20 protein-coding genes, 1 pseudogene and 1 riboswitch are annotated in these 21,924 nt (G+C 67.8%); of the genes and pseudogenes, 12 read left to right on the top strand and 9 right to left on the bottom strand.

Annotation, left to right across the window (positions count from 1 at the left end):
- The first annotated feature begins 13 nt into the window (after positions 1-13).
- The 9 genes and pseudogenes from cimA to rpsD all read left to right on the top strand — a co-directional run bounded on the left by cimA (position 14) and on the right by rpsD (position 10,266).
- Positions 14-1,654 carry a citramalate synthase gene (cimA, locus tag IEW15_RS16250; protein WP_188579790.1) on the top strand — a complete coding sequence of 547 codons (1,641 nt, stop codon included), beginning with the start codon at positions 14-16 and terminating at the stop codon, positions 1,652-1,654.
- Positions 1,536-2,417 (top strand): annotated as a pseudogene (locus IEW15_RS26605) (RNA methyltransferase); the annotation flags it as partial. The gene cimA and the pseudogene IEW15_RS26605, both read left to right, overlap by 119 nt.
- Positions 2,418-2,675: 258 nt before the next feature.
- Positions 2,676-3,263: a bifunctional nicotinamidase/pyrazinamidase gene (pncA, locus tag IEW15_RS26600; RefSeq protein WP_372402854.1), complete on the top strand. Its 588-nt coding sequence runs from the start codon at positions 2,676-2,678 to the stop codon at positions 3,261-3,263.
- 103 nt (positions 3,264-3,366) lie between these two features.
- Positions 3,367-3,594: riboswitch (cobalamin riboswitch) on the top strand.
- A gap of 91 nt (positions 3,595-3,685) precedes the next feature.
- A complete protein-coding gene (locus tag IEW15_RS16235) occupies positions 3,686-4,534 on the top strand; it encodes a methyltransferase domain-containing protein (protein WP_188579788.1) in 849 nt (282 codons plus the stop codon).
- 54 nt (positions 4,535-4,588) lie between these two features.
- Complete coding sequence (locus IEW15_RS16230; protein ID WP_229708169.1) at positions 4,589-6,733, top strand: TonB-dependent receptor; 2,145 nt, start codon at positions 4,589-4,591, stop codon at positions 6,731-6,733.
- A 31-nt stretch (positions 6,734-6,764) separates the two neighbouring features.
- Positions 6,765-7,709, top strand: a complete 945-nt coding sequence (locus IEW15_RS16225) for an ABC transporter substrate-binding protein (protein WP_229708168.1) — start codon at positions 6,765-6,767, stop codon at positions 7,707-7,709.
- Positions 7,706-8,716 (top strand): FecCD family ABC transporter permease, encoded by a 1,011-nt coding sequence (locus IEW15_RS16220; protein ID WP_188579784.1) that lies wholly within the window; start codon positions 7,706-7,708, stop codon positions 8,714-8,716. The genes IEW15_RS16225 and IEW15_RS16220 overlap by 4 nt, the downstream gene beginning before the upstream one ends.
- A gap of 11 nt (positions 8,717-8,727) precedes the next feature.
- A complete protein-coding gene (locus tag IEW15_RS16215) occupies positions 8,728-9,564 on the top strand; it encodes an ABC transporter ATP-binding protein (protein WP_188579782.1) in 837 nt (278 codons plus the stop codon).
- A gap of 87 nt (positions 9,565-9,651) precedes the next feature.
- A complete protein-coding gene (rpsD, locus tag IEW15_RS16210) occupies positions 9,652-10,266 on the top strand; it encodes a 30S ribosomal protein S4 (RefSeq protein ID WP_188579779.1) in 615 nt (204 codons plus the stop codon).
- A 103-nt stretch (positions 10,267-10,369) separates the two neighbouring features.
- On the opposite strand, the gene IEW15_RS16205 is transcribed toward rpsD, so the two are convergent.
- Positions 10,370-11,188: an AraC family transcriptional regulator gene (locus tag IEW15_RS16205; RefSeq protein WP_188579777.1), complete on the bottom strand. Its 819-nt coding sequence runs from the start codon at positions 11,186-11,188 to the stop codon at positions 10,370-10,372.
- Positions 11,189-11,304: 116 nt separating this feature from the next.
- Between IEW15_RS16205 and IEW15_RS16200 the strand changes: the two genes are divergently transcribed.
- Positions 11,305-12,273 (top strand): DMT family transporter, encoded by a 969-nt coding sequence (locus IEW15_RS16200; RefSeq protein WP_188579775.1) that lies wholly within the window; start codon positions 11,305-11,307, stop codon positions 12,271-12,273.
- Here the strand turns inward: IEW15_RS16200 and IEW15_RS16195 are convergent.
- The 8 genes from IEW15_RS16195 to ccoN form a co-directional block, all read right to left on the bottom strand.
- On the bottom strand, positions 12,233-12,952 hold the full coding sequence (locus tag IEW15_RS16195; protein ID WP_188579773.1) for a sulfite exporter TauE/SafE family protein: 720 nt from the start codon (positions 12,950-12,952) through the stop codon (positions 12,233-12,235). The two genes, IEW15_RS16200 and IEW15_RS16195, sit on opposite strands and share 41 nt — an antisense overlap.
- A 16-nt stretch (positions 12,953-12,968) precedes the next feature.
- Entirely contained in the window at positions 12,969-13,634 is a 666-nt protein-coding gene (locus IEW15_RS16190) for a hypothetical protein (RefSeq protein ID WP_188579771.1), read from the bottom strand.
- Positions 13,635-13,701: 67 nt separating this feature from the next.
- Positions 13,702-14,241, bottom strand: a complete 540-nt coding sequence (locus tag IEW15_RS16185; protein ID WP_188579769.1) for a FixH family protein — start codon at positions 14,239-14,241, stop codon at positions 13,702-13,704.
- The gene (locus IEW15_RS16180; protein ID WP_188579767.1) at positions 14,238-15,878 is read right to left on the bottom strand and encodes a 4Fe-4S dicluster domain-containing protein; all 1,641 of its coding nucleotides are present in this window, start codon (positions 15,876-15,878) and stop codon (positions 14,238-14,240) included. Before IEW15_RS16180 ends, IEW15_RS16185 begins: the two co-directional genes overlap by 4 nt.
- Positions 15,875-16,762 carry a cytochrome-c oxidase, cbb3-type subunit III gene (gene ccoP / locus IEW15_RS16175; RefSeq protein WP_188579765.1) on the bottom strand — a complete coding sequence of 296 codons (888 nt, stop codon included), beginning with the start codon at positions 16,760-16,762 and terminating at the stop codon, positions 15,875-15,877. Before ccoP ends, IEW15_RS16180 begins: the two co-directional genes overlap by 4 nt.
- Complete coding sequence (locus IEW15_RS16170) at positions 16,749-16,916, bottom strand: cbb3-type cytochrome c oxidase subunit 3 (RefSeq protein WP_188579764.1); 168 nt, start codon at positions 16,914-16,916, stop codon at positions 16,749-16,751. Before IEW15_RS16170 ends, ccoP begins: the two co-directional genes overlap by 14 nt.
- Positions 16,913-17,674, bottom strand: a complete 762-nt coding sequence (gene ccoO / locus IEW15_RS16165) for a cytochrome-c oxidase, cbb3-type subunit II (protein WP_188579762.1) — start codon at positions 17,672-17,674, stop codon at positions 16,913-16,915. Before ccoO ends, IEW15_RS16170 begins: the two co-directional genes overlap by 4 nt.
- Positions 17,675-17,693: 19 nt before the next feature.
- On the bottom strand, positions 17,694-19,211 hold the full coding sequence (gene ccoN / locus IEW15_RS16160) for a cytochrome-c oxidase, cbb3-type subunit I (RefSeq protein WP_188579760.1): 1,518 nt from the start codon (positions 19,209-19,211) through the stop codon (positions 17,694-17,696).
- A gap of 749 nt (positions 19,212-19,960) precedes the next feature.
- Between ccoN and IEW15_RS16155 the strand changes: the two genes are divergently transcribed.
- Positions 19,961-20,557, top strand: a complete 597-nt coding sequence (locus IEW15_RS16155; RefSeq protein ID WP_188579758.1) for a PaaI family thioesterase — start codon at positions 19,961-19,963, stop codon at positions 20,555-20,557.
- A gap of 962 nt (positions 20,558-21,519) precedes the next feature.
- Positions 21,520-21,843 carry a Bug family tripartite tricarboxylate transporter substrate binding protein gene (locus tag IEW15_RS16150; RefSeq protein ID WP_188579757.1) on the top strand — a complete coding sequence of 108 codons (324 nt, stop codon included), beginning with the start codon at positions 21,520-21,522 and terminating at the stop codon, positions 21,841-21,843.
- Positions 21,844-21,924: the final 81 nt, after the last annotated feature.

Raw genomic sequence — 21,924 nt, 5'->3', positions numbered from 1 at the left:
GAGACGAACCCCCATGTCCGGTGAGCGCATCTATCTGTATGACAGCACCCTGCGCGACGGCGCGCAGACCCGTGGCGTCGATTTCACGGCAGCCGACAAGGCGGGTGTCGCGCGCGAACTGGATAAGCTGGGCATTGATTATATTGAGGGTGGCTGGCCGGGCGCGAACCAGACCGATGACGCGTTCTTCGCCGATCTGCCCCGGCTGAGCCGGGCGCGGTTTTCAGCTTTCGGCATGACCCGGCGCTTCGGGCGGTCGGCCGAGAACGATCCCGGGCTTGCCGCGGTGCTTGGCGCCGATGTGCCGGCCGCATGTCTGGTGGGCAAAAGCTGGGATTTTCAGGTCACCATGGCACTGGGCGTGGAGCTGGACGAGAATCTGCGGATGATCGGCGACAGCATCGGCCATGCGGCGCGGGTCAAGTCCGAGGCCATGTTCGATGCCGAGCATTTCTTCGACGGCTATAAGGCCAACCCCGACTATGCGTTGGCGGCGGTCGGGGCTGCCTATGCCGCCGGCGCGCGCTGGGTGGTGCTGTGCGACACCAATGGCGGCACGCTGCCCCACGAGATCGACGAGATCGTCCGTCATGTCACGACCCTGATCCCCGGCGATCGCCTGGGTATCCACTGCCATAACGACACCGGCAACGCCGTGGCCAACAGTCTGGCGGCGGTGCGCGCCGGGGTGCGGCAGATCCAGGGTACGTTGAACGGGTTGGGCGAACGCTGCGGCAATGCCGATCTGGTGACCCTGCTGCCGACCCTGATGCTGAAGATGGGCTATACCACCGGCATCGATGAGGCAGGGCTGACCCATCTGACAACGGTCAGCCGCGCCTTCGATGAGCGGATGAACCGCGCGCCCAACATCCATGCGCCCTATGTCGGCGCCGCCGCCTTCGCCCATAAGGGCGGGTTGCATGCCAGCGCGGTGCTGAAGGATCCGCGCGCCTATGAGCATGTGGTGCCGGAACAGGTGGGTAACCGGCGCCATGTGCTGGTGTCGGACCAGTCGGGCCGGGCCAATCTTCTGGTGCGGCTGGCCGAGATCGGCATCGAGGTCGCGGCCGATGACCGGCGCCTGCCGGGGCTGCTGGAGCAGGTGAAGGCCAATGAGCATGTCGGCTATGCCTATGACGGCGCCGATGCCAGTCTGGAACTGCTGGCCCGCCGGGCGTTGGGCGAGGTGCCGGAATACTTCCGCCTGCAATCCTTCCGGGTGATCGATGAACGCCGCTACAACGCGCGTGGCGAGCTGGTGACCCTGTCGGAAGCAACGATCAAGATCACTGTGGGTGGTGTGCCGATCATGGCGGTGGCCGAGGGCAACGGCCCGGTCAACGCGTTGGACACGGCCCTGCGCCGGGCGATCGCCCAGACCTATCAGGGCGTGCGTGATGTCCGGCTGGTGGATTACAAGGTGCGGATCATGTCGGCGCCCGACGGCACCGGCACCGACGCGGTCACCCGGGTGGTGATCGAAAGCGCCGATACCACTGGCCATCACTGGTCGACGGTGGGCGTGTCGGCCAATGTGGTCAATGCGTCCTATGAGGCGCTGGCCGATGGTATCACCTACCGGCTGTTTCAGGCCGGCGTATCGGTGCCGGCGGCGGCCGACGCCGCCGCGGCCCTGGATGTGGGAGCCTGATCGACCGATGACCGACCAGTCCGAGCAGCGGCCGGCCAAGGCCGCTGCCACCCGTGGCCTCGACGGGCTTGGCGGCGTTCAGCCGGCTGTGATCCTTGTGAACACCCAGATCGGCGACAATATCGGCTCGGCCGCCCGGTCGATGCTGAATTTCGGCCTGACCGATCTGCGGCTGGTGGCGCCGCGCTGTCCCTGGCCCAATGATCGCGCGGGCGTGCTGGCCTCCGGCGCCGACGCGGTGCTTGAGCGGGCACGGGTCTTCGATACCGTGGCCGAGGCCGTGGCCGATCTGGATTTCCTGGCGGCATCGACCGCGCGCCCGCGCGACATGGTGAAGCCGGTCGCGACCCCGGCGGCGGCGGCGGCGCGGATGCGCGGCCATGCCGAGGCCGGCGGCCGGATCGGTATCCTGTTCGGACCGGAGCGCACCGGGCTTGAGAATGAAGACATCGCCCTTGCCGACCTGATCCTGACCGTGCCGCTGAACCCGGCCTTCGCCTCGCTCAATCTGGCGCAGGCCGTGGCGCTGTTCTCGTATGAATGGTTCACCACCCGCGACGAGACCGTGCCGGTGCAGATGGAGATGGGCCGCTATGGCCGGGCGTCGAAGAAGGAGGTGGCCTCGTTCTTCGATCATCTGGCGCAGGCCCTGGACTGGTCGGGCGTGATCCGGAATCCTGAGATGCGGCCGACGATGCTGCGCAACGTCCAGGCCATGTTTCAGCGCGCCGATCTGACCGGGCAGGAGGTCCGCTCGATGCGCGGCTTCCTGCACGGATTGATGATCCGTGGCGCCCGCGAGGGCGAACTGGCCGATTTCCCGTCCTATCGGCGCCGGCGCGCGGCGTTGGACCGGGCCGATGCCGCAGGGGCCACAGCGGCGGCCGGCATCGTTCCGCCAAAGGCACCCGGCCGCGCCCGCGGCCCCGATCGCCGCCGGGCCGCCGTCGATGCCGCCGCCGGGCGGATCACCATCGGCGCCCATGACGCGCTGCTGGTGGTGGACCTGCAATATGATTTCATGCCCGGTGGTGCGTTGGCGGTGGCCGATGGCGACGCGGTGGTGCCGCTGGTCAACCGGCTGGGCCGGCTGTTCGCCGAAGTGGTGCTGACCCAGGACTGGCATGCGGCGGGCCATACCTCCTTCGCCAGCAGCCATGCGGGGCATGCACCATTCCAGACCGTGGATCTGGACTATGGCGCCCAGGTGCTGTGGCCCGACCATTGCGTGCAGGGCAGCCGTGGCGCCGATCTGCATGACGGGCTGGATCTGCCGCAGGCACGGCTGGTGATCCGCAAGGGCGACGACCCGGCGGTCGACAGCTATTCGGCCTTTCTTGCCGCCGACCGCACCAGTCCGACCGGGCTTGACGGCTATCTGCGCAGCCGCGGCATCACCCGCGTGTTCATCTGCGGGCTTGCCACCGATTTCTGCGTGGCCTGGACCGCCCTCGACGCCCGCACCGCCGGTTTCGAGGCGGTGGTGGTCGAGGATGCCTGCCGGGCCATCGACACCGACGGATCGCTCGATCGGGCACGCCAGCAGATGCAGGCGGCCGGCGTGCGGCTGGTCGGCAGCGCCGAACTGACGGCTGCCGTCACCGGCTGAACGGCAACTGCCATGTCGCGGTGTTTTCGCATTGCAATCGACGTTATGTTATAACATAACATAAACCGGATGCCGAGATGCTTGACCGGTCATGAATCGCGCCTGTAGTCTCGGCTCAGACGGTTCCCTTCGGGGATCAAAAGGGAATGGGGTGCGTGTGTGTGTCTGGCTTGAGCCAGCGCCTGTGCCATGCCCCGGCTGTCCCCGCAACTGTAGACGGCGAGCCGGCCGTCCACTCGCCACTGGCGCGGCATCGGATGATGCGGCCGGGAAGGCGACGGTCCGGTGAAGACCCGTGAGCCAGGAGACCTGCCGTCTATCGTGGTCACGCGCGTGCCTGCCGGTCGGGGAGTACCGGTGGCGATGGTTGGTTTCCGCCGACCGTCCTGCCTGCGGTGATGTGCCACGCATAGTGAGGCATCATGCTGCCCGCACCGTCTCTGCCGGCAAGATCCGGCACTGCCGGCGACCACCCGTCGCCGTCGCTTTCCGGCTCCGCTGTTCCGATCCCCGCGCCCTGGGGCGATGCCGACGCGGCATTCTTCGCCGAGCACCTGGACCGATCCGATTATGCCCGCAATCTGGGAGAGTGCTTGCGCGCGCTCATGGGTGGGCGTGTCCGGTCGCTGATCGATGTCGGCGCCGGATCGGGGGTGCTTGGCCTTGGCCTGATCGCCCGGGGCGGACACTGGACCGCATGGGAGCCCAACGCCCATATGCGCGGCCGGCTGGCGGCGGTGGTGGCCGGCAGGACCGATCTCACCCTGGATGTCCGCGCCGATGGCTGGCAGGCGCTCGATACCGCCCCCATGGCCGACCCGGCCGATCTGGTGCTCTGCGCCAATATTCCGGGGCCGATCGGTGCTGCGCAGGCGCTCCATGCCCGCACCCGTGGTCGTGGCCGCAATCTCGCCTGGGTCGTGCCGGCGCAGGCGGGGCCGCGGAGCTGGTGCCTGTCTGGTTTCCTCCCCGATGACCTGCATGGCGACGATACAACGCCCGGCCACAGCTTGTGTCTCGATGAGCTTGGGCCGGACCATGCGCCAGATCTGGTGCATCTGGTCGACTGGCGTTTCCGTGCCCGGTTTGCCGATCATGCCGCGGCCCGCGACCACATGATCGACCGGCTGGCACGGCGTCATGGGCCGGTTTCAGATGATCTGGCGCACCGCCTGGACCGGCATCTCGACCAGGCGCTGATGCCGGCCGATGACGGCGGCGTCATTGCCGAGGCGCCGAAGGTGAGCGCCATCCTGCTCTGGCACGGCTGATCGGGGCACGCCCGCATCTCTTCCCACAAGACCAAGAAACCGGACATCATGATCATGCGCAGCTCTTTCACGCGCCGACGCGGGCCATCGGCGCTGGTGGCCCTCTGCACCATAGTGTCACCGGCGCCGGTGCTGGCCGATGACGTCGCTGCCACGGAACTCGACCGTATGGTCATCACCGCCCAGGGCCGGCCGGAGCCGCGGGCGCGGGCCTCGGGCACGGTGCAGGTGATCGACACCGACACCATCCGGCGCTCGTCTGCCCGCTCGGTCACCGATCTTCTGGCCGAGAACGCGGTCGGGTTCTTCAGCGACTGGAGCCCCGGTCAGACCTCGTTCAACATCCGTGGCGGTGCCACCGACGGCCAGGGCCGCGACTGGCGCAGTCAGGTGACCGTGCTGATGAACGGCCGCCGCGCCGGCACCGCCAATCTGTCGAAGCTGTCGCCCGATGATCTGGACCGGATCGAGATCATCCGTGGCCCGGCCTCGGTGATCTATGGCGCTCAGGCTATCGGCGGCGTGGTCAATCTGATCACCCGGTCGGGGGCGACCGAAGAGGCCGGCAGCGAGATCACCGCGCGCGTCGGATCGTTCGGCCTTGCCCGCGGCCATGCCGCCACCGCCGGCGCCAGCGGCGGCTTCGATCATTATGTCGGCCTGGGCGGCGGCGTGCAGGACGATTACGACACGCCCGAAGGCCGGCTCGACAACACCGGCTGGCGGCGTGGCGGCGGGCTGGGCGCCTTCGGCTTCCAGAATGAGCGGTTGGGGCGCATCGACCTGACGCTGCGCACCGACGGCGTCTATGATGCCGGCTTCCGGGGCTCGCAATGGGACACCAACAACACCGATGACCGGCGCAATGCCTCGATCGATCTGGGCTGGGACCGGGAATTCGGTGCCGGGATCGGTGTTGCCGCGCAGGCCTATGTGGTGCGCGATGTCGACAGCTTTCATTGGGGGGCCGAACGTCAGCGCAGCGGCGCCGACGGCTTCTCGTCCGACGACAACCGCCGGCAGCTTGACGTGATGGGCCTGAAGCTGGCGCCGCGTCTGGCGGTCGATGACGACACCGATCTGATCTTCGGCATCGATGCCGAAACCGCGAAACTGCGCAGTGACCGTGTCCGGCAATCGGTGACCGGCGGGACGACCGCCCAGGTGCCGCCCTATGACATCAACGAGGATACCGACAGCCTCGGCGTCTATGGCGAGGCCGTGCACCGGGCGTTCGACGATGCCTTGACCCTGCGTGGCGGGGCGCGCTGGAGCTATGGCCGGGTGTCGACCCGCGTGACCCCGAACCAGCCGCTGCTGGTGAAGCGCACCGAAAGCTGGGATGACGTGACCTGGAGTGTCGGTGCCGCCTGGGCCGCGTGGCCGACCGTGACGCTGAGGGCCGGGGTGGCGACCGGCTTCCGCGCGCCCACCGGCACCGAGCTTGCCTCGGATTTCACCGCCGTCGGTGGCGGCCGCACCTTCGGCAATCCGGATCTCGATCCCGAACGCAGTCTGCAATTCGAGCTGGGCGCCGCCCATGCCGACGGGCCGCTGTTCGTGGATGCGGCCCTGTTCCAGAACACGATCACCGACCGCATCACCACGGTGACCACCGGCACCGATCAGCGGACTTATGCCAATGCCGGCGGCGATGCCATCATCCGCGGGCTGGAACTTCAGGCCCGCTATGACCTTGCCCGCCGGCTTGGCTGGCAGGACTGGGCGCTGGCCGTTCAGGGATCAGGGGTGTGGAATTTCGAAATGCGCGACGAGGGCGCCGATCCGGCGCTGACCGGCCCCGATCGCACGCGGCTGCAACGGATGCATGAAACCCAGGCGGCGCTGGGGGTGAGCTTCGGCGCGCGCGGCATCTGGTCGATGACGACGACGGCTGTCTTCCGTGGCCCGCTCTATTACGAGACCGAGGAGTCGCTGGTGGCCGGTGCCGAGTCCGACAGCCGGTATGTGCATCGCAAGGGGTCGAGCTGGCTGATGAACCTGCGTGGCGACTGGTATGTGACTGACGCCCTGACCCTGTTCGGCGGCATCGACAATCTGTGGGATGTGAACGATCACCCGCTGTTCATCGCCACCGACAGCGTGCCCTATCGGGGCGATCCGGTGTCATCGAACGGTGGCCTTGGCAACAGTCAGGCCGGACGGAGTGCCTATGTCGGCGCGACCTGGCGGTTCTGATTCACGCCGGCCTCGTCATCTTGGGGGCGCGTTGCTGGCGCTGATCGTGCTGGCGGTATCGGTGATGCCATCCGGTATTGTCCGCGCGGCGGATGGCTGGCCGCGTCGGGTCACCGACGCGCTGGGGCGCGAGGTGGTGATCCCGGCCGCCCCCCGGCGGATCGTCGCCATCTTCTCTAGCAATGTCGAGATGCTGGCCGCGATCGGCGCCGGCCCTGAGATCGTGGCGATCGAGGCCTGGACCCGCTATCCGCCTGAGATCGTGGCACGGGCCGGGCGGGTGGGTGGACGGCTGGGGTTTTCGGTGGAAGCGATCGCCCGGATGGATGCCGATCTGGTGGTGATGACCCCGGCACGACAGGCGGCGGCCGGCATGGTCGATCCGCTGGGGCGGATCGGCATTCCGGCGATCGTGCTGACCCATCGGCGCCTGGGCGACATCCTTGGCAATATCCGCCTGCTGGGCCGCGCCACCGGCCATGACGCGGATGGCGATGCCGTGGCGGCGGCGATGGCGGCGCGGATCGATCATCTGCGCCGCTGCCTGGCCGGCCGGCCGCCGGTGCGGGTGTATCTTGAGACCGGCAGCGACGATCGCGGTGCGGCGTTCACCCTGCGCGATGCCACCTATACCGGCGATATCCTGCGCGCCGCCGGCGGCGTCAGTGTCTTTGCCGGTCGGGACCGGCTGGGCCGCGTGTCGGGAGAGGCGGTGTGGCAGGCGGACCCCGACATGATCCTGGTCGCCGGCACGCCAGAGCAGGCGCAGGCGCTGACCACACGTCCCGGCTGGGACGGCATCAACGCCGTGGCGCGTGGCGATGTGGCGGCGGTGTCGCGGGCGCTGTTGCTGATCCCCGGGCCACGGGTGGTGGACGGGGCCTGGATGCTGGCCCGGTTGCTGCATCCTGCGGCTTTCGCCGCCGGGGGCGCCTGTGCCGATGCGCCTCAGTCTGTGGAAGGGGCAGGCGGATGACCCGGACCCTGGCGTTCACCCTGCTGACTATTGCTGCGGTGGCGGCGGTTCTGGCCGGGCTGTGGCTTGGCACCGAAACCGCGACGCGCGCCGATCTGGCCGGATTGATCGCCGGCCGCGACGGAGGCGTTCGGGACGGCCCGTTCGCGCGGCTGCTGCTGTACTGGCGGCTGCCGCGGGTGCTGGCGGCCTTTGCCGTCGGCGCCTGCCTGGGCGTTGCCGGGGCGGTGTTCCAGGGCGTGTTCCGCAATCCGCTGGCGGAGCCCTGGCTGCTGGGCACGGCGCCGGGGGCGGCACTTGGTGCCGCCGTGGCCCTGCTGGTGCCGCTGCCGGTGGCCCCGGCGCTGGCCCTGCCGGTGCTGGCGATCGTCGGTGCCTGGGGCGCGACCTGGATCGTGATCGTGGCGGCGCGGGCCGCACGGATCGCCGATGTCACCGGCGTGCTGCTGGCGGGGGTGGCGGTGGCGGCGGCGCTGGGTGCCGTGCGCGGCCTGCTGCTGCTGGCCCTGTCCGACGATACCGTGAACCTTCAGGTGGTGATGAGCTGGACGCTGGGGGGCATCCACACGCCGGATGCAGGCGGGCTCGCTCTGCTGTGGGGGCTCAGCCTTGCCGGCATCGCGCTCGCGATGGTTCTGGCGCCGGGGCTCGACCGGCTGGGGCTGGGGGATGAGGCCGCCGGCGCCATGGGCCTGAACGTCCGGCGCTTCACCGAACTGGCGGTGCTGGCCGGTGCCGCGATCACGGCTGTGGCCGTGGGGTGGGGCGGGCTGGTCGGTTTCGTGGGGCTGATGGTGCCGCATATGGCGCGGCGGCTGGTCGGTCCCGGCCATCGTGTCCTGATTCCGGCCTCGGCGCTGGCCGGCGGGGCGCTGGTGGCGGTGCTCGACGGGCTTGCCCGGTCGCTGCTGCCGCCGGCCGATCTGCCGCTTGGTCTGTTGACGGCGCTGATCGGCACGCCGGCCTTTCTGCTGGTGCTGGGTCAGGCCCGTGGCGGTGTAAGATGAGGGCGCGCGGGATGAGTGAGGCGGCGGCGCTTGGTCTTGAGCATGTGACGGTGCATCTGGGCGGAAGACCGGTGCTGCACGACCTGTCGCTCGATCTGGTGCCGGGCGAGATGCTGGCGCTGGTCGGGCCGAACGGGTCCGGCAAGACCACCGCCTTACGGGTCATGGCCAGCGCTCTGGAGCCGGCGGCCGGCCGGGTTCTGCTCGACGGCGCCCTTCTGGCCGACCGCGCGCGGCGGATGCGGGCGCGGGACGTTGCCTATCTGCCGCAGGGCTTCCGCAGTCACTGGAACCTGACCGTGGCCGAGCTGATCCGTCTTGGCCGCGAGCGCGGGGCAGGGTGGCTGCCGGGCGGCGTCGCCGGCGGTGCCAGTGTCCGGGGGCGGCCGGTGCCACCGCCGGCAGCGCTCGACCTCGACCGGCTGCTCACCCGGCGGCTCGACGACCTGTCAGGGGGGGAGCGGGCGCGGGCGGCGCTGGCCTGGGCGCTGGCGGCACCGGCCCGGCTGTTGCTGGCCGACGAGCCCACAGCCAGTCTGGACATCGCCCATGCCCTGGCGGTGATGCGGCTGCTGGCCAGCCTGCGCGGCGCCATGACCGTGGTGGTGGTGGTGCATGATCTGGGGCTGGCACTGGCCCATGCCGACCGGGTGGCGGTGCTGGATGGCGGCCGGCTGCGGGCGGTGGGGACGCCGCGCGCGGTGCTGGCATCCGGGGCCGCCGACGACGCCTTCGGTCTCAGCTTCAGGCCGGTGGCGGCCGCCGTCGGCACCTGGCCGGTGGCGGTGGCGCCGGAGCCGGCGGGGGCGGCGGTGGCAGATGGGGCAGAGCGGCCGAAAAGGGGGTGATTCCCTTTGACAACACCGGCTCCCGCCTATAAATAGACCCGATCCTCTACTGCGGTCCTACCCGTTACTGAACGGTTTAAACACAAGATGACCAAGCGCATCCAGGCCAAGCACAAGATCAGCCGGCGGCTCGGCGTGAATCTTTGGGGCACGGCCAAGAGCCCGGTGAACGCACGTGCCTATGGCCCCGGCCAGCACGGCCAGCGTCGCCGTAAGCCGTCGGACTACGGTCTTCAGCTTGCTGCGAAGCAGCAGCTGAAGGGTTACTACGGTAACCTGACCGAGAAGCAGTTCCGCCGCGTCGTGGACGAGGCGACCCGCCGCAAGGGCGAGTCGACCGAGAACCTGATCGGCCTGCTGGAAAGCCGTCTCGACGCGGTTGTCTATCGCTCGAACTTCGTTGCCAGCGTCTTTGCTGCCCGTCAGTTCGTCAATCACGGTCATGTTGCGGTCAACGGCCGCCGCGTGACCATCCCGTCCTACCGCCTGAAGCCGGGCGACGTGGTCAGCGTGCGCGAGAAGTCGCGTCAGCTGACGATCGTTCTCGAGGCCACCCAGCGCCGTGAGCGTGAAGTGCCCGATTACATCGACGTCGACTACGACAAGCTGACTGCGAGCTACAACCGCATGCCGCAGCTTGCCGAAGTGCCCTACCCGGTGCAGATGGACCCGAAGCAGATCATCGAGTACTACTCGCGTTGATCGGCTGAAGGGGCTTCATCAGGCTCCCGACCACGAAACGCCCCGCCGGATCTCCGGCGGGGCGTTTCGCGTCTCAGGCGGGGCCGCCAGGTCAGATCATCGCTCAGTCGCCGGCCTGGCGGACGCCGCGGCGATAGTCATCCGGGGTGACGCCTGTCAGGCGACGGAACATGGCGATGAATGCCGAGGCGCTGCCGTAACCCAGATCCAGGGCCACGGCCTCGACCTTCTCTCCGGCAGTCAACCGGGGCATGGCCTTCAGGACGCGCAACCGTTGCCGCCATTCGGCCAGCGACATGTCCAGGTCGCGCTGGGATCGCCGCATCAGCGTGCGTTCCGTGATGTTGACCACCCGCGCCAGCTCGGCCAGCGACAGCGTGCAGCCGGGATCGGCATCCAGCATCGCCAGAACCCGGCCGAGTTGCGGATCATCCGATGTCGGCAGATAGCTGCCGGCGCAGCCTGCCACCGCCAACTGGTCGACCAGCACCCGCAACAACCGGCTACCGGCCTCGTCATAGGGCGGCGTGATCCTGCTGTGGCGGAGATGATCGAGCATGGCCATCACCATCGGCGTCAGGCTGAGAGCGCAGGTCATCACCGGCAGGGCATCGGCGAGCGGCGTCGAGACATAGAGTGAGCAATGACAGGCGGCCTGATGGTTCAGCCCCCGATGCTCAACCCCCGGCGGCAGCCACAGGCCGTATTGCGACGGCGCCAGATAGTGGCAACCCGCGACCCGCACCTCCATCACGCCGCTGAAGGCATAGACGAATTCGCCCCAGGGGTGGCTGTGCAGCGGGTAGGTGGCATCCGCTGGCATGTCGGCGGTCCGAAAGACCACAGGTGCGGGCAGGGCGTCGACGAAGGGCGGCTGGTGCAGATGCATCGCATCACCGCGCCTGCGGCCATCGACGAACATGGGGTCTCTCCTGTCGGTGGGGCGCTATCGATTGTCGGTTCTTCACTATATCCATTCAACCCGACAAAGTCACAATGCCATACCGCGTCGAGAGCGCTTCGGACAAGGTGGATGGCATGCGCAAACCCCTGGATCTTCAGGCGTTCGGCCTGATGCTGATCGTCTGCGCGTCCCTGGGGCTGCAACAGGTCGCCCTGAAAGCCACGACGGGGGACGTATCGCCGGTGCTGCTGATCGCCATGCGCTCGGGCATCGCGGCCGTGCTGGTCGGGCTGTATATGCTGGCGTTGCGCCTGCGGTCGGGTATGCGCCTGCGGTTCGATGCCGGCGATGGCAACTGGAAACCCGGCCTGCTGGTCGGCTTCCTGTTCACGTTGGAATATCTGCTGCTCGGCGAGGCCCTGCGGCTGACATCGGCGGCGCATGCGGTGGTTTTTCTGTACACGGCACCGGTCTTCGCCGCGCTGATCCTGCACGTAATGGTGCCCGCCGAGCGGATGTCGCCCCGGCAATGGGTCGGCATCCTGATGGCCTTCGCGGGCGTGGTCGCGGCTTTTCTGGGGCAGCGCACGGGGTCTGATCGCGCCGTGGCCGACATGCTGGCTGGTGATCTGCTGGCATTGTTTGCCGGCGCCGCATGGGGCCTGACGACGGTGGTGGTGCGTGGCTCGCGCCTGTCGCGCGTTCCGGCGACACAGACGCTGCTGTATCAGTTGGCGGCGGCCTGCCTGCTGCTGTTGCTGGCGGCTGTGCTGCTCGATCAGATGACCTTTCGGCCGACCGCCATGGTCCTGGCCAATCTGGGTTTTCAGTCAGTGGTGGTGTCGTTTCTGGCTTTTCTGATCTGGTTCTGGCTGCTGCGCCGCTATGTCGCGTCGCGCCTGGGGGTGCTGTCGTTCATGACCCCGCTATTCGGCGTGCTGTTCGGCGTCTGGCTGCTTGACGAGCCGATGGAGCCGGGCTTTGTCGTCGGCGCGATGCTGGTTCTGGCCGGGATGACGGTGGTCAGCACGACAGGCCGGCCGGGATGGACGGGCCTTGCGATCAGGGCAGGCAGAGCACGGCGGCACCGACCGAGGGGATGAGGCCCGAGAGCAGGCCCAGCCCGGCGATGGCGAGGCCGGCCGCCTTGCGCAGGCCGGGCAGGGCGGCCGATCGGCGCAGCCCCGCGAAGCCCAGCGCGGTTGCGGCGACGGCGGGCACGGTGCCGAGGCCGAAGCCCGCCATCACCGACAGTCCACCTTCGGGGCTGCCGGTCATCATGGCATAGAACAGCGCGCCATAGACCATGCCGCAGGGCACGCAGCCCCAGGCGAGCCCTGAGACGAAGGCGCCGCCGGGACCTGCGGCGACGCCGACGCCGCCGATCCCAGCGGGGCGCAGCACCCGGGCGATGCCGGCGGTCAACGGCATGGCGAGCCGGTCGAGGCGGGCGAGCGACGGCACCAGCCCCGCGACCGACAATCCCACCCAGACCAGTGTGGCGGCCCCCAGCAGGCGGGCGATCTGATAGGCACCGGCCCGGTCGAGCCCGCCATAGACCGAGGTGCCGATGGCGCCGACCACCAGACCGGCGGTGGCATAGGCGACGACACGCCCGGCATGGGCTGCCGCCAGCGCCTTCAGCCGGCCACGCGTGCCGCCTTCGCCATCGAAGCTGAACATCAACCCGGCGGCGATGCTGCCGCACATGCCGGCACAATGCAGGCTGCTGGCGGCGCCCATCAGAAAGCCGCCGGCGAAGCTGAGTTCCGAAACCGCCATGGGTGTCACATCTGCGTCAGGGGTGACCGGCCGTGTCGTCGCCCGGCACCTCGGGCTCGGCGCTGCCATCGAGGGCGACCAGCATCATGGTGGCGATCATTGCCGGCACCGCCAGAAGGGCCGCATAGAGCGCCACGCCCATGCCGAGCGTGACGCAGCCGATCACCAGCAGCAGCAGAATATTGGTCAGCAGCAGCGGCAGGCCGCGTGGCGAGACCATATCGGCCAGGATGTGACGGATGCCTGTGCGAATCCGGCCGGCCATCGCCGCCACGGCCCCGAGATCGGGCAGGCGCGGCAGGGCGGCGGGTGCGACGCCGCTGGTCGCGGCACGGGCATGGGCACGCGCCACCAGCGCCATCGGCAGGCCGATCGCCAGCCAGATCAGGCTGGCGATGAACAGGCCGGGCAGGGCGATCAGCATGCCGCCCAGCCGCCCGGCCGTGCGCAGCGCCTGTGCCGCTAGGCCGATGGCGCCAAGCCCGCCACGGCCCGCGACCAGGATCAGCCGTGGCAGCAGCGACACCACCAGCGCGCCGCCGGCCGCGGCCACCGCCAGTTCGGGGCCGGCGACCATGGCGCCGATGGTTGCGGCGGCGATTACCGCCATCGCCAGCGGCCAGATGGAAGGTTGACGGCGGGGCGCGGCAGCACCGCCGGCGGAAGAGGTCGTCATCGACATGAGAACAGATCCGGACAGATGAGTGCAGTGGCAAGGCAGGGGGCGCCGTGGCCAGGACAATGGCGTGTCAGCGGATGACCGGCAATTCGACCAGATGTCGCATCTCGTCGGTGCCGCGGGTCAGCTTCAGCCGGATGAACCAGTGCCCGCCATTGGGGAAGGCCAGCGCGGCCATGGCGGTCCCGTCTCCGGCCAGCGGCGCGAAGCTGATCGGCAGGAGCTGAGGAATCCGGCCGGTATGTTCGGCCTCGCCCTGCACGACGACGCCATCCAGCGGCACGCCGCCGGCATCGGCGACACCGATCACCAGCCGGCCCCGCCGTGGATCGGTCGCATCGGGCAGATAGCGGGCATCGATCTGCCAGCCCAGTGCCGCCTCGGCCGCCCGTTCCTTCAGCACCCGGTCATAGCTGAGGCCGGTCGCATAGGCGTCGTCGGTGACCAGGCCTGTGAAGCTGTCATAGGCGATGGTCACGAACCCCGCCTGCACCGATCCCAGCACCAGAAAGAAGCCGATGATCGCGCGCGGAATCCAGCGATCCGACGGGCGCGGGGCTGGATCGCCCGGCATCCGAACCGGCGGGGGTGGTCCGATCCGCGCGGTCATGGCTCCGGCTCCCAGAAACGGGTGTCGACGCGGGCAAGCTCGGCGCCGGTTTCCGTGTCGTTGAAGACCAGCGTCACCGGTCGCGGCCCGCCGGCATGTGCCGGCTGTTCGTGCAGTTCGCCGGCATGTGCCGGCTGTTCGTGCAGTTCGCCGGCATGTGCCGGCTGTTCGTGCAGTTCGCCGGCATGTGCCGGCTGTCCGCGCAAGGGGGGCCGGGTGATCAGCAGCCGGTTGGCGGCACTGCGCTGACCGCTGACCATCATCAGGGCGGCGTCGGCGCCATCTCCGGCCGCGAAGCGCAATTCCGCCGCCGGCATGCCGTCGACCGAGGCGGTCACCGCGTCCAGCCGGGGCAGGCGATGTGACAGCCGCACGACATAGTCGTTGCGCACGCTGCCATCCGACAGCAGCACATAGCGGGGTGTGCTCTGCGGCTCGACATCGATCTGCACCGCCGTCATGCGGGTGACGCCGATGGTGACTGCAAGCAGGGCCGCGACCATGGCCGCGCCGAACACCATCGCCTTGGGCTGAAACAGCCCGATACGTGCCGGCGGCGCCATCGGTGCCGGATCGGCCTGTTCGGCATCGAAGCGGATCAGCCCGGTCGGCCGGTCGATGCGGGTCATCACCTCGTCGCAGGCATCGATGCACAGGCCGCAACCAATGCAGCCCATCTGCAATCCGTCGCGGATATCGATGCCGGTGGGGCAGACCTGAACGCAGCGGCCGCAATCGACGCAGTCACCGCGGCCGGCCACGGCATCCGGCGCCAGCCCGACGCGGCCATCGGCGGCGACGGCGAAGGCTGTCACCTGTGCCATCGGCGCGGTCGCCGCCGCCGCGGGTGTGGCCAGCAGATCGGGGCGCAGCGCCACCCGCTTGCGGGCGCGCGGCTCACCCCGTGCGGCACGATAGGTCACCACCAGGCTGTCGCGGTCGAGCAGGGCCGACTGGAAGCGCGGCCAGGGGCACATGTGCAGGCACACCCGTTCCTGGGCGTGGGCGCCCAGAACATAGGTGAAGCCGGCGATGACCAGAATGGTGCCATAAGCAGCCCCCGGCAGATCGCCCGACAGCAGTCGGCCGGCAAGGCTTGGCGCGTCGACAAACCACGCAGTGAAGCCGATACCGGTGGCAACCGCCACAATCGCCGACAGCGCGAGCGTGATCGGCCGGACCCGCGCCTGATGGCCCCGGGCCAGCCGGTGCGCCAGCCGCCCGATGCCGCCGAAGATATCGGTCCACACCGTCTGCGGGCAGGCGAAGCCGCACCAGACCCGGCCCGACAGGCTGGTGGCATAGAACAGCCCGAAGGCGCCCGCCACCATCAGCCCCACCGCGATCGGCAGATCCTGCGGCCAGAATTCCAGACCGAAGACGAACAGCCGCCGACCGGGCAGGTCGAACAGCACCGCCTGATCCGGCAGCCCCGGCCCCCGATCCCAGCGCAGGAAGGGCACCAGGAAGAAGATCGCCAGAAAGCCCAGAATCAGCCGGGTCTTCAGCCGCCGGAAATGGCCGCGCACCGGCTGGGGCAGGTGGCGCCGGCGGTTGCGGCGCCGTGCTGCCGCGGCCTTGGGGGCATGTGTGCCGGCGATGCCAGGCGAGACGCCGTGGTCCGAGGTTGCGGTCATTTCTCACCCCCGCCCAGCGTGTGGACATAGACCGCGATCATCCGCACCGTCGCTTCGTCCAGCCGCTCGCCGAAGGCCGGCATCACGCCCATGCGGGGATGGGCGATCTGGCGGCGGATAGCATCGGTGCTGCCGCCATACAGCCAGATCGCGTCATCCAGGCGTGGCGCGCCGAAATCGCGGCCCCCGCCGCCGGTCTCGCCATGGCAGGCGGCGCAGTTCTGCGCGAAGACGGCGGCACCCGGCATGGCCGCACGGCTGCCGGCCTGCGCCGGATCGGCCAGGGTCTTCACATAGGCCGCCGCCTGATCGATCTGGTCTGGCGGCAGGATCTCGCCGAAGCCCGGCATCATCGACTGGCGGGTGTCGGGATGATCGGAGCGGATGCCATAGAGAATGGTCTGGCGGATGTCGGTGATCTGGCCACCCCAGATCCAGTCGTCATCGACCAGCGCCGGGAACTGCCCGGCCTGTCCACCGGCGCCCACGCCATGGCAGGCGGCGCAGTTCTCGTTGAACGCCGCCTGACCGCCGGCGGTGGCAAAGCGCCTGAGCGCGTCGTCGGCCTCGATGCTCTCGATCGGTGCCGCGACCAGGGCATTGCGCATACCGGCCTGGGCGGCGCGTGCCGCCGTGACGTCCTTGACCAGCTCCTCGGCGCTGCTATAGCCGAGCGCGCCTTCGTAATAGCGTTCGGTCGTGGCAAAGGACGGGTAGAGATACATGTAGAGCAGGGCCACGGCGATCGAGACCAGGAACACGCCCACCCACCAGCCGGGGATCGGCGTCGACAATTCCTTGATGCCGTCCCATTCATGGCCGGTGGTATAGCGTCCGGTCAGGTCGTCGCGTTCCGGCCGCTCGTGATGATCAGGGCTGGCCATGGTCGTCATCCTTCAGGGCGAACGGAATCCGGGCGTGGTCTTTCATCCGGTCGCGCGCCGACGGCCGGAAGGTCCGGACCAGGATCACGGCGAACAGCAACACGGCCGCGACCAGCCAGTACTGGTAGATCAGGGCGCTCAAGGCATCGATCATCTGCCGGCCTCCACGCTCGACCCGGCGATGCCGGCGCCGATGCCGGTTTCCAGCCGCACATCCGAGAAATCGACCATCGTGCCCAGAACCTGGAGATAGGCGACCACCGCATCCATCTCGGTGATCCGGTCGGGCTGGCCGTCATAATCGCCGATCTTGGCGCCGGGATAGCGGGCGCGCAGGGCATCGGCATCCTGGCCGGTGGCCTGGGCGCGCAGATCCGCTTCGGCCCGGGCGATCATCTCCTGGCTGTAGGGCACGCCCACCTTGCGCAGCGCGCTCAGATGGCCGTCGGCGACGGTGGGGTCGATGTCGCGGTCGAGCAGTTCGCCATAGGCGGGCATGATCGACACCGGCACCACGCTGCGTGGATCGACCAGATGCGCCACCTGCCACTCGTTCGAGTATTTCAGGCCGACCCGGGCGAGATCGGGGCCGGTGCGCTTCGATCCCCACAGGAAGGGATGGTCGTACATGCTCTCGGCCGCGATCGAGTAATGGCCATAGCGCTCCACCTCGTCGCGGAACGGCCGGATCATCTGACTGTGGCAGGCATAGCAGCCTTCGCGGGTGTAGATATTGCGGCCAAGCTGTTCCAGCGGCGTATAGGGGCGCACGCCTTCAACCGGCGTGACCGTGCTTTCCACCTTGAACAGCGGCACGATCTCGACCAGTCCGCCGATCGAGATGATCATGAAGGTGAGGATGAACAGCAGCGAGGTGCTGCGTTCGATGCGGGCGTGATTGAACCGGGGCATCGGCTTTGCGTTCTCCGCGTCACGAACCGGCAGGGTGGCGCAGCGGTGCCGGGGCAGCGCCCGCAATCGCGGCGCCCTCCGCGGCTGCAACCGGCGCCGGCTGGCGGATGGTCATGATGATGTTGAAGGCGAACAGCAGGCCGCCGATCAGATAGAACAGGCCGCCCAGCGCGCGGGTGACGTAATAGGGATGCAGCATCGCGACGCTGTCGGCGAAGCTGTAGCGCAGGAAGCCGAATTCGTCATAGGCGCGCCACATCAGCCCCTGGGCGATGCCCGACACCCACATCGCGGTGATGTAGAGCACGATGGCGAGCGAGGCGATCCAGAAGTGCCATTCCACCAGCCGCAGCGACCAGAGCGGCCGGTTCCACAGCCGGGGCACCAGGTAATAGAGCGCGCCGAAGGTCATGAACGCCACCCAGCCCAGCGCGCCGGAATGGACGTGACCGACGGTCCAGTCGGTATAGTGGCTGAGCGCGTTGACCGGCTTCAGCGCCATCAGCGGACCTTCGAAGGTGGCCATGCCATAGAAGGCGACGGCGACCACCAGGAAGCGCAGGATCGGGTCGGTCCGCAGGCGGCCCCAGGCGCCGGACAGCGTCATGATGCCGTTGATCATGCCGCCCCAGGACGGCATCCACAGCATGATCGAAAAGGCGGCGCCCAGCGTCTGCGCCCAGTCGGGCAGGGCGGTGTAGTGCAGGTGATGGGGCCCCGCCCAGATATAGAGGAAGATCAGTGCCCAGAAATGGACGATCGACAGCCGATAGGAATAGATCGGCCGCTCGGCCTGTTTGGGCACGAAGTAATACATCACGCCGATAAAGCCGGCGGTGAGCAGGAAGCCGACCATGTTATGGCCGTACCACCACTGGATCAGCGCATCCTGGACGCCTGAGAACGCCGAATAGCTCTTGGTGCCGACGAACGACACCGGCATCGCCAGGTTATTGATGATGTGCAGGACCGCGACGGTGATGATGTATGCGAGGAAGAACCAGTTCGCGACATAGATATGGGGCTCGCGGCGGGTGGCCAGCGTGCCCACGAAGATCGCCAGATAGCCGACCCAGACCAGGGTCAGCCAGATATCGGCATACCATTCCGGCTCGGCATATTCCCGGCTCTGGGTGATGCCCATGACATAGCCGCTGAGTGCTATGATCAGGAAGGCCTGATAGCCCCAGAACACCGCATTGGCCAGACGCGGACCGCCCCACAGCCCTGTACGGCAGGTGCGCTGCACGACGTAGAACGAGGTCGCGAACAGGGCGTTGCCGGCAAAACCCAGGATGACGGCCGAGGTGTGCACCGGCCGCAACCGGCCGAAACTGCCCTCCAGGCCGATGTTCAGCTCAGGGAAGGCCAGCAGGGTGGCGACCCAGGTGCCGGCGGCAAACCCGAACACGCCCCAGAACACCGTGGCGATGGTGAAGCGGCGCACGATCGCTTCGTTGTAGCCGGCAATTGCGGTGCTGCTGACCGGCGATGATGCCGTGGCTCCGATGGCGCCGGTTGCGGTGATTGCAGTCATCCCGTGATCTCCCGTACAGCGCATCCGGACTGGTGATGGAATGCGAGGCAGTCAGAGACTGACGACGGAGATGCCGGCGCCCGTTTGTCTTGACGAACGATTATCCTGGCGAAACATATGTCGACACGTTCACGGATAGTCCGTGACATGGTGACGGGAGACCGCATCTCGTGACCCCACTGATGATCCTGGCCGCCGTTGTTCTGGTCGTGGCGTGCCGGTTTCTGTCGTTCCGCGACCCACGGCTTAGGAGTGTGTGTTGTGATGGACCAGATCGCCGGGCGCGCCGGCGGCGTGTTATGTTGCGGCGCAATAGGCATGACAAAATCCTGTCCGGCCGCATCGATATGCGGCCATCCGGATCTGCGTGATCGGCAGGGTGGGTGGTCGGGTTCAGGGCGGCGGGCGTGACGCCGGTACAAGTCCCGGAGATAGAACGACATCCGGCAGTCCGGCAGCCATGTTTTCGGTGATGCCGGACATATGGGCAACACCAGAAGCCACCATGACCGAAGCCATGATGGGTCTGTTACCGAACCGACGGTGCGCCCTGTTCTGGGCTATTTTGCTGCATCGCGCCATGGCCGGACTATTGCGGAAGCAGGGTGGGCCCCGCAATTGCCAGACTGTCGCGGCGTCATTCTGTCGCACAGTCTGGCACCAGGATTCGCCTTGGGGATCGCCAGTGGGTTAATCTTCGACCAGGGCGTTTGGCCCTTTACGCGAAACCTGCCGGGGAGAGCGCCGCCGTGGCTCAGAATGCACCGTCCACCATCCCTGCCGCGCCGGCCCCTGCCGCGGCGGCCCCCGCCGTGCCAGCCGGGAATGCCGACAGTCATGATGATTTCGATCCATGGGGGGCGCTGCCCGACACCGTCCTGGATCCGGTTCAGGAAAAGCGGGTGCGCGCCGGACTGGGAGCGCAGGGGTTCATGGCCCTGGTCGGTGCCACGATCACCGGCATAGGTGCCGGGCGCTGCCAGTTGTTGGTGACGGCGCGCCCTGAGTTGATGCAGAACCACGGCGTCTTCCATGGCGGCGTGATCGGCTTTCTGATCGACAATGCCTGTGCCGCCGCGGCGGGCACCATGGCGCCGCTGGGGCATGGCGTGATGACGGCCGATTACGGCGTGTCGCTGCTGGCCGCCGCCACCGGTGGCCAGCTTGTCGCCGATGCGCGTGTGGTGCGTGCCGGCCGTCGCCTGACCACCGTTGAAGCGCGCGTGCACGTTCTGGCCCAGGGCAGGGCCCCCCGGCTGGTCGCCACCGGACGTGCGACCGTGGCGGTGATCGAGGGGCGCGAAAGCAGCGCCGCCGCCGCCACCCATGGTGGCAGCACGGCCTGACCGCCGGGCAACTGGTCCGGCATCCGGAACAGTTTATGCTGCTGTGCGAAATTGCATCGGCCATGGCATTTGCGACGTGGCGGAGGGCGATGCGGCAGCGCAGCCGGGCCGAAAAAAGCGGGCGCTGTCCAATGAACGGCGCCCGCAAAGTTTAAGCCGGTTACCCAGTCGACGGACAAGGCGTGTCGTCATCCCTCCCTGCCGTCCCGACCGAGGATGCGGCCTGTTGTCCGGAGCGTCAAGTAAGGGATGGTGAAAAGCTTAGAAAATTTACTAATGGTTGTATAAAACGACTGTATAGGGCGGAGATCGGGGCTTTTAGCATCCGCAGATATTCCAATACCATTGGGCTGATTAGCATCTTATTGTATGCCGATGCCTGGCTGGCGTGGCCGGATGCGAGGGTTATCCGTCACGTCAGCCGGCTGAACGCACTCTGTGTTCAAGCAATCACATAGGAATAATTCTAAGAAGTAGTCGCATTCTGTGTCGCGTCGGCGGTGACCCGATCGACCGGTGCTCTATCGAATTACCGCTGTGCAGAAATACAGCCATGGCCTGCCCGGTGCATCAGGTGAAATAATTCCGCGGCTGGTGCGCAGGCGGCGCACACCCGCCCGTCTGCCGGCATTGTCTCAGTCGGATGCTGGTCGCGGATCGTTGGCCCACGGATAATCGTGGCACGACAATGACAGCGATACCGGCCCTGGTGCCGTGCGCCACGACGGCCATGGCCCGGAGCCCGGGGCCGCATGGTTTCGATGGCGAATTTGCGTCAGCACTGCTGCCCCGCCGATCTGGCGGTCAATACATTAGTTAAGTTTATGAGTCGGATGTTTTTTTGAATTTTTTTTGAAAGAGAGCCGGCCTTAGGATCAGCTCGAACCGCCGGCCGTGTCCGAGGGGGAAACGAGGACGGTGTTCGGCCCGGGCGGATGACACTCAAGGGAAGGCCCCGACAGATGATGAAACTCCTGGCGACCGCCGTGTTCGGCGGCGTGCTGGCCCTGGGCGGCATTGGCGCCGCTCATGCCGAATTCCCCGAGAAGAACGTGCGCATCGTGGTGCCGTTCTCGCCCGGCGGTGCGGTCGATTTCACCAGCCGGCTGATCGCCGAGGTGGGCTCCGATTATCTGGGTGGCCAGAAGATCATCGTTGAGAACATGCCCGGTGGCGGCGCCGTGGTCGGGCAGAGCTATGTCGCCCGCGCCAAGGCCGATGGCTATACCGTGCTGGCCTATACCTCGTCGGTGATCAACAACCCGATCGTCAAGAAGACCCCTTAGAGTCGGACTCAAAACTAATACCCATTGATTTCAAGCCCTTGCGATGAACCGTGCGGTGCGTCGGATGGAGGCGATGAGAAG

Source organism: Tistrella bauzanensis, assembly GCF_014636235.1.
GTDB classification, from domain to species: domain Bacteria; phylum Pseudomonadota; class Alphaproteobacteria; order Tistrellales; family Tistrellaceae; genus Tistrella; species Tistrella bauzanensis.
The sequence above is the reverse complement of the archived record's forward strand: the minus strand, read 5'-3'. Positions and strand labels throughout refer to the sequence as shown.

What these genes read in the sequence shown, in the direction of transcription:
- IEW15_RS16170 (WP_188579764.1), bottom strand. Translation starts at nt 16,916, where the DNA reads ATGATCGATGCCTTGAGCGCCCTGATCTACCAGTACTGGCTGGTCGCG.
- IEW15_RS16235 (WP_188579788.1), top strand. Translation starts at nt 3,686, where the DNA reads ATGCTGCCCGCACCGTCTCTGCCGGCAAGATCCGGCACTGCCGGCGAC.
- ccoP (WP_188579765.1), bottom strand. Translation starts at nt 16,762, where the DNA reads ATGGCCAGCCCTGATCATCACGAGCGGCCGGAACGCGACGACCTGACC.
- IEW15_RS16215 (WP_188579782.1), top strand. Translation starts at nt 8,728, where the DNA reads ATGAGTGAGGCGGCGGCGCTTGGTCTTGAGCATGTGACGGTGCATCTG.
- IEW15_RS16185 (WP_188579769.1), bottom strand. Translation starts at nt 14,241, where the DNA reads ATGACCGCGCGGATCGGACCACCCCCGCCGGTTCGGATGCCGGGCGAT.
- ccoO (WP_188579762.1), bottom strand. Translation starts at nt 17,674, where the DNA reads ATGCCCCGGTTCAATCACGCCCGCATCGAACGCAGCACCTCGCTGCTG.
- ccoN (WP_188579760.1), bottom strand. Translation starts at nt 19,211, where the DNA reads ATGACTGCAATCACCGCAACCGGCGCCATCGGAGCCACGGCATCATCG.
- cimA (WP_188579790.1), top strand. Translation starts at nt 14, where the DNA reads ATGTCCGGTGAGCGCATCTATCTGTATGACAGCACCCTGCGCGACGGC.
- IEW15_RS16230 (WP_229708169.1), top strand. Translation starts at nt 4,589, where the DNA reads ATGCGCAGCTCTTTCACGCGCCGACGCGGGCCATCGGCGCTGGTGGCC.
- IEW15_RS16180 (WP_188579767.1), bottom strand. Translation starts at nt 15,878, where the DNA reads ATGACCGCAACCTCGGACCACGGCGTCTCGCCTGGCATCGCCGGCACA.
- IEW15_RS16200 (WP_188579775.1), top strand. Translation starts at nt 11,305, where the DNA reads ATGCGCAAACCCCTGGATCTTCAGGCGTTCGGCCTGATGCTGATCGTC.
- IEW15_RS16195 (WP_188579773.1), bottom strand. Translation starts at nt 12,952, where the DNA reads ATGGCGGTTTCGGAACTCAGCTTCGCCGGCGGCTTTCTGATGGGCGCC.
- pncA (WP_372402854.1), top strand. Translation starts at nt 2,676, where the DNA reads ATGCCCGGTGGTGCGTTGGCGGTGGCCGATGGCGACGCGGTGGTGCCG.
- IEW15_RS16190 (WP_188579771.1), bottom strand. Translation starts at nt 13,634, where the DNA reads ATGTCGATGACGACCTCTTCCGCCGGCGGTGCTGCCGCGCCCCGCCGT.
- IEW15_RS16220 (WP_188579784.1), top strand. Translation starts at nt 7,706, where the DNA reads ATGACCCGGACCCTGGCGTTCACCCTGCTGACTATTGCTGCGGTGGCG.
- IEW15_RS16150 (WP_188579757.1), top strand. Translation starts at nt 21,520, where the DNA reads ATGATGAAACTCCTGGCGACCGCCGTGTTCGGCGGCGTGCTGGCCCTG.
- rpsD (WP_188579779.1), top strand. Translation starts at nt 9,652, where the DNA reads ATGACCAAGCGCATCCAGGCCAAGCACAAGATCAGCCGGCGGCTCGGC.
- IEW15_RS16205 (WP_188579777.1), bottom strand. Translation starts at nt 11,188, where the DNA reads ATGTTCGTCGATGGCCGCAGGCGCGGTGATGCGATGCATCTGCACCAG.